Origin of the sequence: Rothia sp. HMSC061C12, assembly GCF_001815755.1 — a bacterium.
Taxonomy (GTDB): Bacteria; Actinomycetota; Actinomycetes; order Actinomycetales; family Micrococcaceae; genus Rothia; species Rothia mucilaginosa.
Genome location: NZ_KV821867.1, coordinates 298,554 through 307,877 on the forward strand (window position 1 = coordinate 298,554; position 9,324 = coordinate 307,877).

General features: G+C 61.3%; 7 protein-coding genes. 2 read left to right on the forward strand and 5 right to left on the reverse strand.

What is annotated here, in order from left to right; genetic code table 11:
* Positions 1-93: 93 nt before the first annotated feature.
* On the reverse strand, positions 94-867 hold the full coding sequence (locus tag HMPREF3055_RS05685) for a 16S rRNA (uracil(1498)-N(3))-methyltransferase (RefSeq protein ID WP_049327204.1): 774 nt from the start codon (positions 865-867) through the stop codon (positions 94-96).
* Between the two features lie 174 nt (positions 868-1,041).
* Entirely contained in the window at positions 1,042-2,178 is a 1,137-nt protein-coding gene (dnaJ, locus tag HMPREF3055_RS05690) for a molecular chaperone DnaJ (RefSeq protein WP_049349589.1), read from the reverse strand.
* A 279-nt stretch (positions 2,179-2,457) separates the two neighbouring features.
* Between dnaJ and HMPREF3055_RS05695 the strand changes: the two genes are divergently transcribed.
* Both HMPREF3055_RS05695 and HMPREF3055_RS05700 read left to right on the forward strand, forming a co-directional pair.
* A complete protein-coding gene (locus tag HMPREF3055_RS05695) occupies positions 2,458-3,327 on the forward strand; it encodes a DUF3097 domain-containing protein (protein ID WP_070629734.1) in 870 nt (289 codons plus the stop codon).
* 263 nt (positions 3,328-3,590) lie between these two features.
* Positions 3,591-4,010 (forward strand): DUF4870 domain-containing protein, encoded by a 420-nt coding sequence (locus tag HMPREF3055_RS05700; protein WP_005508694.1) that lies wholly within the window; start codon positions 3,591-3,593, stop codon positions 4,008-4,010.
* 641 nt (positions 4,011-4,651) lie between these two features.
* Here HMPREF3055_RS05700 and hemW read toward each other — a convergent pair.
* The 3 genes from hemW to HMPREF3055_RS05715 all read right to left on the reverse strand — a co-directional run bounded on the left by hemW (position 4,652) and on the right by HMPREF3055_RS05715 (position 9,107).
* Positions 4,652-5,938, reverse strand: a complete 1,287-nt coding sequence (gene hemW / locus HMPREF3055_RS05705; RefSeq protein ID WP_070738453.1) for a radical SAM family heme chaperone HemW — start codon at positions 5,936-5,938, stop codon at positions 4,652-4,654.
* Between the two features lie 208 nt (positions 5,939-6,146).
* Positions 6,147-7,988, reverse strand: coding sequence for a translation elongation factor 4 (gene lepA / locus HMPREF3055_RS05710; RefSeq protein WP_371260509.1), 1,842 nt, complete (start codon positions 7,986-7,988; stop codon positions 6,147-6,149).
* A gap of 96 nt (positions 7,989-8,084) precedes the next feature.
* A complete protein-coding gene (locus tag HMPREF3055_RS05715; RefSeq protein ID WP_070738455.1) occupies positions 8,085-9,107 on the reverse strand; it encodes a PAC2 family protein in 1,023 nt (340 codons plus the stop codon).
* Between the last annotated feature and the right edge of the window lie 217 nt (positions 9,108-9,324).

Consider the following 9,324-nt stretch of genomic DNA (forward strand, 5'->3'; position numbering starts at 1 on the left):
GCTCCTTGGCTAGTGATGTATTTACAAGTATAGATGCGCGTGATGCACCACGCACCGGTTAGGTTCTGTCAGCTGGGTGCTAACGCGGGCGCTCTACCAGCGGCCCAGCACCACGTTCAGGGTGCACATGGCGGCAGAACCAGCGGTGGAGGAACGCAGCACCTCGTCACCGAGTAGTGCCAGCTGCGCGCCGGCGTCGGTGAAGAGCTGCACTTCGCGGTCGCTGATGCCGCCTTCGGGGCCGACGAGCAGGTAGATTTCTTCGGGCAGGTTCTCTGCCTCTACAAGCTTGCGTGCCAGGGCGCTGAGGCGTTCGGTCGCCTGCTCATGCAGAATGAACACGGCGGCGGACTGCTCAGAGCCGGCAACTTCTTCAATGAGTTCCACCAGGTCGGCGGTGCTGTACAGGTCGTACACTTCGGGAATGAGCGCGCGGCGCGACTGCTTCGCCGCGGCGGTGACGGTGTTCTGCCACTTGGTGTGTGCCTTGGAGGCGCGCTCCCCCTTCCAACGCACGATGGAGCGGTCCGCGCTCCACGGAAGCACACCGTACACGCCCAGCTCGGTGGCGGTTTCGATGGCGAGCAGGTCGCGGCCGTCCTTCGCGAGCGCCTGCACCAGGTAGATGGAGGGCACGCTGCGTTCCTCGCGTAGCTCCTGCACCTGCACGCTCACGCCGTCCGCATTGATGGAGGCAACCGTACCGAGTGCACGGCGGCCGGTGCCGTCGCCCAGGTCGATGCGTTCGCCGAGCTCAAGGCGCTTGACGAGGGCGTGCTTGCCTTCGGAGCCACCGAGCGCGCAGGTGGCGCCGGGGGTGAGTGCGTCGTATTCTTCCGTGCTGATGTAGAAGATGGGGGCGCTCATGGTTCTCCTTGAGGTGCGGTTTGAAAGCGTGGGTAGTGTGCGGGTGGCGTGTGAAATAGGTGCGCAGTTTAGCGCGGGCTCGTGCAGTGCTGTGCTGACAGCAGTGCTGACAGGAAAGCGGCGGGTGCGGGTTGAGTACCGCACCCGCCGCATCCTCAGCTTGGTGTAGGAATCCTACTTGAACTGGTCCTTCAGGCGGGAGAAGAGACCGCCGCGGTGCTTGACCTGCGAACCTTCGGTGAGGGATTCACCGCGCAGGGCGGCGAACTGGCGCAGCAGTTCACGCTGTTCTTCGGTCATGTCGGTGGGGGTGACCACCTGGATACGCACCAGCAGGTCGCCGCGACGCTCGGTGCCGAGCACGGTTGCGCCCAGGCCGTTGAGGGTGATCACGTCACCGCTCTGAGTGCCTGCGGGGATTGCAACTTCCTGGTCGCCGTCGAAGGTATTCAGCGGGATGGTGGTGCCCAGTGCCGCCGCGACCATGGGGATATTCACGGTGGTGACCAGGTTGTCGCCCTCGCGGCTGAAGTACTTGTCGCGCTTGACGTTCAGGTCAATGTACAGGTCGCCGTTGGGGCCACCGTACAGGCCAGCTTCGCCCTTGCCGCGCAGGCGGATACGCGCCTGGTCGTGCACGCCGGCGGGAACGTTGAAGGTCAGCGGCACGTCTTCACGTACGCGGCCCTGACCGTGACATTCAGGGCAGGGGGTCTTGATGACGGTGCCGTAGCCGTGGCAGTCGGGGCATTCAACCTGCTGCATGACGGTACCGAGGATGGACTGCACGCGGCGCTGCATGAAACCGTGACCGGAGCAGGTGGTGCAGGTTTCGGGCTGAGTGCCCTCTGCGGTGCCTTCACCATTACAGGACTTACAGGTCACGGCGGAGCGACGCTCAATGGTCTTCTCAACACCGAACACGGCGTCCTGCAGGCTGATGGAGACGGTAATCAGGTCGTCCTGGCCCTGACGCATGCGGGATGCGGGGCCGCGGGCACCTGCCGCGCCGCCGGTGAACATGTTCAGCAGGTCCTCGAAACCGCCGAAGCCGCTGAATCCGCCGCCCGGGTAGCCGCCGCCTCCGGGGTAGCCTGCGCGGCCCTGTTCGTCGCCGGTGGTGTCATAGTTGCGGCGCTTTTCGGGGTCGGAGAGCACCTCGTAGGCGAGGGTGACGCGCTTGAACTCTTCGGCTGCGTCCTCGGAGGGGTTCACGTCGGGGTGCAGCTGGCGTGCCTTCTTTCGGTACGCCTTCTTGATCTCTTCAGGGCTGGCGTCTTTCGATACGCCGAGAGTATCGTAGTGGCTCATGCGTTTCCTTCCTCTCGAGACGATGGCGGTGCTCGATGAGTGCACCGCCAACAATGGTCGTATCAATTCTAGGGGATACCACCCCCGACCCGATACAATGGCTAGGCTGAATGGGGGTCGCTCCCGCTATCCGCTTAATCTGCGGTGCGCTCCGAACCCCGTTTTAGTTCCCCCGCCGGTTCTGTCTCACGGTTCCGTCTGATTGTTCTGTCTCACGGTTCCGGCGCGGTCACCGCCCCTACTGGCTCTGCTGCCCCTACCGCCCCAAAGGAGAATACGTTGAGTACCCACCACTCCCCCTACGGCTGGGGTGCCCAGGATCTAAACGCCGCCCGCATGAGCCGCCAGGCGCCGGCCCCACGTAAGGTGCCGCTGCGCCGCGGCCTGCTGATTGAGGATATTAACGGCTGGGTGGGTGAGGTCGTGAAGGCTGAACGCATCGGCGGTGCCCTGTTCTTCGGACTCGAAGACGCGAAGGGTCGCGTAAAGAATTTCCCGCTGGGTCCGGGCTACCTGATTGAGGGTGAGCCCGTTGAGATTGTCGCCCCGGTGGCGGCGAAGGAGCCGAAGCGCACGATTTCTCGTTCCGGTTCTATCGCGGTGAAGAACGCCCCGGCTCGGGTGGCGCGCGCCTCCCGCATCTGGGTTGAGGGTCTGCACGACGCCGAGCTCGTGGAGAAGGTCTGGGGCCACGATCTGCGCGTTGAGGGCATTGTTGTGGAGCCGCTGCACGGCGTGGATGATCTTGCCGGCGCTATTCGTGAGTTCGCGCCGGGCCCGGGCCGCCGCCTGGGTATTCTGGTCGACCACCTGATTGAGGGCACGAAAGAGCAGCGCATTGTTGCCGAGGCGCTTGCCGTGCCGGGTGCCGCCGGGCACGTGAAGATCGTGGGTCACCCGTTCATCGATATTTGGCAGGCGGTCAAGCCCTCGGTGCTGGGTTTGAAGGCGTGGCCGCAGGTTCCGCGCGGTGAGGACTTCAAGAAGGGCACGCTGCGTCGTCTGGGTCAGCCGCACGAAACGCAAGCGGATGTGGCGCAGGCGTGGAAGCATATTCTCTCCCGCGTTGACTCATACGCTGACCTGGATCCGACGCTGCTCGGTCCGGTCGAATCGCTCATCGATTTTCTCACCGAGCCGGGTGCCTAACCACACGGAAACCCGCTATTGCGCCCCCGTCTGCGGGCGCAGGTGTGAATTTGCTCAGAACCTTTCCCTCGAGGGCATTATCCTGTGGGTTTCGTCCCCTAAAGCGGTACAATAGTTGAGCATGTGGCATTGACCCTGTGGGTTTATGTTGCACCATCACTACACTCTTAGGTCACCACCGCTCAAACGATTCACCTCCTCGGAGGGCAGATCCACCGGCTTAGGTGATCACCACAAGAAACTTCTATCGAACCAGGATTTTCGTGACTAACGATGTTCGCCCGGCAACCGGGCCTCAGAAAACCCGTAAGATTAGCGTGATTCAGGACCGCAACCGTGCGACTTTCGCGCATTTCGGCGGCATTCTCGGCATCATCCCTTCCGCTGCGGTTTTCTACGTCAGCCGCAATAACGCGCCCTTCGCTGAGCAGGAGGCTCGCGAGGCAATGAACTTCACCCTCCTGCCCTCCATTGCTCTGGTCGCGCTGTGGGTTGTGTCGTTCCTGCCCGGCATGGGCAACATCGCCATGGTTCTGGGTGCGCTCGTGTGGCTGTTCATGGCTATTGCGTCGCTGCGTGCCGGTATTGAGGTGAACCGCGGTGAGCCGTACAGCTACCGCATGAACCCGCGCCTGCTGGACCGCTTCTACTCCACCGAGAACGCAGAATCCGCAGAGTCCTAAGAACTGCCGGTCCTAAACCGCGCTGATGGCTTTTACGATGAACGCCCCGCACGTTGTGTGCGGGGCGTTCTACGTTTAAGTGGAGCTTCTTTGCTTAGTGCGCGTGAATTACTGCAAACTCTACCAAATGGTGCTGTAGATAATCGTTGTTAAACGATCGTGGGCCCCTGTTACCAGGAGCCCACAACCGTATTCACTCAACTTCAGCAAAGACGAGAACACGCTGTTAGACATATACCGTCCTGCCATGACCTATTATGGCACAGCGTAACCTTCAACCACAACTTGAAATTGGGTGTTTTGGAGAATTTTTTCTAAGGAAAATAATCGAAAAATACGCATCCCAAAAGCGGCATGAAGGAGTGGAAAATTCTTTCGGCTAGTCCAGCACAAATGCGAACAATTAGCACACCGGTGTAAGGTGTGATGCTCCCCCAAAGTCCCTCCAAACAGCCCCGAAAAATTTTTTTAAAAGTTTTTTGAGACCTGCAAAAACGCCCCGAAATCACCGAAATATTACGGCAATACCGGGGCGCACGCCATTCGCAGGCAGTGTTAGAGAAAAGCATCAAGTGGAGATGCGACAGACCAGAACCGGAACGCCGCCCCGATTGAAAAGCCCCTTGTCAGACCAATGCTTCTTAGTGTTCCTCGTGCTCTTCTGAGACCTCCGGGAGCAGCTCACGGGTCACAGCGTCGCCCAGAAGGCGGCCCTTGAGGGTCAGTCGCACGTGAGCTTCAGGGTCAGGTTCAGCTTGAGAATTCAAAGCATCAGGCTCAATCAGAGCTTGAGAAACTAGCCAGCGCAACGAGGCGCCCAGCTGCGCCTCATCGTGCACCGCGAGCAGCTCGCACATCGCCAAGCCCTCACGCACACGGATCATGAGCATAATCGTCTCAAAAGCACGAGTGGCGGTGTCCAGCACCTCACGTGCCGCCGCCGGGGACTCCCCCGCACGCACCTTCTGCGCGTAGGGCACCGGGTGCTTCACGTTCCACCAGCGGGTACCGTTCACGTGCGAGTGTGCGCCGGGGCCGATGCCCCACCAGTCCTGGTTGCGCCAGTAGGCAAGGTTGTGGTCGCTGCGGGTGTCCTCGCTACGCGAGTAGTTGGACACCTCGTACCAGTTGTAGCCGGCTTCGGTGAGCAGCTCCTCGGCGAGCAGGTACATGTCCGCCATGAGGTCCTCGTCGGGCATGGTGTATTCGCCGCGGCGGATCTGCGCGGCAAGCTTGGTGCCGTCCTCCACGATCAGCGAGTACGCGGAAATATGGTCCGGCTCGTAGGAAATTGCGGCGCGAACACTTTGCTCCCACTGCTGCAGGCTCTCCCCCGGCGAACCGTAAATCAGGTCCACGGATACCTGCAGGCCAACCTCCTTAGCCCAGGCGACGACCTTCGGCACGTTCGACGGCGTGTGGGTGCGGTCGAGTACCTGTAGCACCTCGGGCACGACGGACTGCATGCCGAAGGATACGCGGGTGAAGCCGCCGTCCTTGAGGGTCTGCAGGTCCTCGCGGGTCACGGAGTCGGGGTTGGCTTCGGTGGTGACTTCTGCCCCTTCGACGAGGCCGAATACGTCGATGGCTGCCTGCAGGATGCGTACGAGGTCGCGGGCGGGCAGTTTGGTGGGGGTGCCGCCTCCGAAGAAGACGGTGTGCATGGGGCGTTTTGCGACGCCGGATGCTTCGAGGGTGCGGGCGGCGAAGAGGATTTCTGCGATGGCGTCGGCGGCGTAGGTGCCGAGGCCGATGCCGTCGCCGAAGTCTTCGGTGGCGTAGGTGTTGAAGTCGCAGTAGCCGCAGCGTACGGAGCAGAAGGGGATGTGTACGTAGAGGCTGAAGTCGCGGGTTTCGCATCCTGCCGCGCTGGTGGCGGGGATGCGCCCGTCGCGGGGTGCGGGGGCGCCGGTGGGCTGGGCGGGCATTCTGCCTCCTGGAACTAGGTGTGGCGGTTGGGGGAATCAAATATGGGCACCGCGCATGCGGCTACGCGGGTGGCATCGACAGGCGACGTATCAACGGGCAGTGTATCAACAGACAGCGTGCAGAGAACCCGGCGGTACACGAGGCACCAGCCGGGTTCTCCGCTCAATCAGGTCAGCACACAGCCGGAAAAGCTACAGCAGCGGAAGGCTACTTCTTCTTTTCCTTCTCCTCGCCCGAAGACAGTGCCGCAATGAAGGCTTCCTGAGGAACCTCCACACGACCGACCATCTTCATGCGCTTCTTGCCTTCCTTCTGCTTCTCCAGCAGCTTACGCTTACGCGAAATATCGCCACCGTAACACTTCGAAAGAACGTCCTTACGCATCGCGCGAATATTCTCTCGGGCAATAATACGCGAACCGATAGCCGCCTGAATCGGCACCTCAAACTGCTGGCGAGGAATCAGCTCACGCAGCTTAGAAGTCATCATCAGGCCGTACGAGTACGCCTTATCGCGGTGAGTAATGGCACTGAACGCATCCACCTTCTCGCCCTGCAGCAGGATGTCGACCTTCACCAGGTCAGCCTCTTCCTCACCATCGAACTTCCAGTCCAGCGAGGCGTAACCGCGGGTGCGGGACTTCAGCTGATCGAAGAAGTCGAACACGATCTCTGCCAGGGGCAGGCGGTAACGCATCTCCACACGATCCTCGGAGAGGTAATCCATACCGCCGATCTGGCCGCGGCGAGCCTGGCACAGCTCCATAATCGCGCCAATGTACTCGCTCGGGGCAATAATCGTACACGCCACCATGGGCTCGCGGATGGTTGCGACCTTACCCTCGGGGAATTCGCTCGGGTTGGTCACACGCTTAGCGTTGCCAGCCTCATCCACCACGTCGTAAATAACGTTCGGCGCGGTCGAAATCAGGTCCAGGTTGAACTCGCGTTCCAGGCGCTCACGCACAATCTCCAGGTGCAGCAGACCCAGGAAGCCACAGCGGAAACCGAAGCCCAGAGCGGCAGAAGTTTCCGGCTCGTAAATCAGCGCGGCGTCATTAAGCTTCAGCTTATCCAGCGCGTCACGCAGCGCCGGGTAGTCCGAACCGTCAATTGGGAACAGGCCAGAGAACACCATCGGCTTGGGGTCCTCGTAACCGCCCAGGGACTCCTGCGCAGGCTTCGCCGCGGAAGTAACGGTATCACCCACACGGGACTGACGGACGTCCTTCACACCGGTAATGAGGTAGCCCACCTCGCCCACGCCCAGGCCCTTCGAGGGCACAGGCTCAGGGGAAATCACGCCGATTTCGAGCAGGTCATGCTCAGCGCCGGTGGACATCATCTTAATCTTCTGACGCGGCTGCAGGCTACCGTCCACAACACGCACATAGGTGACCACGCCGCGGTACGAGTCGTACACCGAGTCAAAAATCATGGCACGTGCCGGGGCGGATGCGTCACCCTGCGGGGCGGGAATCGCCTCCACAATGCGGTCCAGCAGCGCCTCAACGCCCTCACCGGTCTTACCCGATACGCGCAGAACCTCGTCCGGCTCGCAACCAATCAGGTTCGCCAGCTCCTCAGCGTACTTATCGGGCTGAGCCGCGGGAAGGTCAATCTTGTTCAGCACCGGGATGATGGTCAAGTCGTTCTCCATCGCCAGGTACAGGTTCGCCAGGGTCTGAGCCTCAATACCCTGGGCGGCGTCCACGAGCAGAAGCGCACCCTCACACGCAGCCAGGGAGCGGGACACCTCATAGGTGAAGTCCACGTGGCCGGGGGTGTCAATCATGTTCAGCGCGTAGGAGGTGCCGTCAACATCCCAGGGCATGCGCACAGCCTGAGACTTAATGGTGATACCGCGCTCACGCTCAATGTCCATGCGGTCCAGGTACTGCGCCTTCATATCGCGCGGGGCAACCACGCCGGTGGCCTGCAGCATACGGTCTGCGAGGGTGGACTTACCGTGGTCAATGTGGGCGATAATGCAGAAGTTGCGAATAATCGCGGGGTCGGTCGCCGCCGGAACGGGCGGGTTCTTCGACATAGGGGCCAATCACATCATCCTTTCGAGATGCTGGCTGCGGGTATGGGCATAGTTACCTATCATTTTCCCATACCCGCGCCATATGTGCGAACGGACCTAACGTTCCGAAGAATCCTCCGCGGATCCTGCACCATCATCGGCAGGATTTACGCCCTCGGAGGCGCCGCTGAGGGAATCCAGGTAGCCCTCAATATCCTCGGCAATCACCTCACCGGAGACAGTGCGCAGAGTCGAATCCATCTTCTGCTCAATCTCACGCACCAGCTCAACCTTCTCGTAGTCCTTCGCCATTTCTTCGGCGAGCTCCGCCTCCCACTCATCAGCGTGGGTACGCAGGCGGTCGTACTCCTCCGACTCAACCTTAATGCCGAGGATGACCTCCAGCGCCTCGATCAGGCTCACGACCGCGCGCGGGTTCTGCTGGTCAAAGCTCAGATACCCCGGGATGCTCATACGCAGCATGACCGAGGAACGCAGGCCGTGCTCGGCGGCGAGCGCAGACATCGCCATCGTCACCGAGGTAGAACCGGTGAAATACTCGTGCAGAATACCGGGGATAGCCGCCAGCTTCTCGTCGTAAGTGGTCAGCGTGTACGGGTACGGGCGGGTGTGCGCCACCTGATCCTCAAAGGTCTCAACGAAGATCGCGTGGTCCACGTGGAGCTTCTTCACGTACTTGAAGAAGCGGGTCATGAACCGCTGCAGGCACAGGCTCGGGGCGGGACCGGTCACTACGAGCAGGCGCAGGCGGCGCTCCGGGATGGTGACCATGTTGTAGAAAACTTTGGGCCACACCAGAACCGTGGATTCGGAGTCGTCATTGTTCAGCAACTGCGGGGCGACGGAAGCATAGTCGTAGAAGTCGTCCATGTCGAAGCCGGGGCTCTCATCGCACGGGTCGAACGCGCGGTGAATCACGTCGAGGGCGTCCTCGCCGTTGCCCGGGGGTTCCTTCGCGGAGTTGAAACCGACCAGCATGACGGTCGTGTAGTTGTCCTCCTCGGAGGACTCGCCCAGGCCCAGCTTGCCGAGCAGGCCCTTCTTCGCGGGCTGTTCTGTGGAGGCGGGCTTGGCGAAAGCGTCAAAGAGTCGGGCGGGCGGGAAGTTCGGCTGGCTCATCGTTGTCCTTAGCTCGTGGTCGGTTCACCGGGTACATGGGGGTGTATGGAAAGTTGCCGGTGAACTGTCGGTGGTTGTGTGGTGGGTATCAGCGGTGCTCACTCCCCCGGTACCGTTTATACGGCACTATTGCTAGGGCGCGGGCGGTGTGCGGTACCGCCGATAGTTCCCACTATACGGGCTCCCACGCGACCCGCAAGCGGTTTCGTCACCGGGC

Excerpts from the sequence above, each read along its gene's own strand:
- HMPREF3055_RS05685 (WP_049327204.1), bottom strand. The coding sequence starts at position 867 with ATGAGCGCCCCCATCTTCTACATCAGCACGGAAGAATACGACGCACTC.
- dnaJ (WP_049349589.1), bottom strand. The coding sequence starts at position 2,178 with ATGAGCCACTACGATACTCTCGGCGTATCGAAAGACGCCAGCCCTGAA.
- hemW (WP_070738453.1), bottom strand. The coding sequence starts at position 5,938 with ATGCCCGCCCAGCCCACCGGCGCCCCCGCACCCCGCGACGGGCGCATC.
- lepA (WP_371260509.1), bottom strand. The coding sequence starts at position 7,988 with ATGTCGAAGAACCCGCCCGTTCCGGCGGCGACCGACCCCGCGATTATT.
- HMPREF3055_RS05715 (WP_070738455.1), bottom strand. The coding sequence starts at position 9,107 with ATGAGCCAGCCGAACTTCCCGCCCGCCCGACTCTTTGACGCTTTCGCC.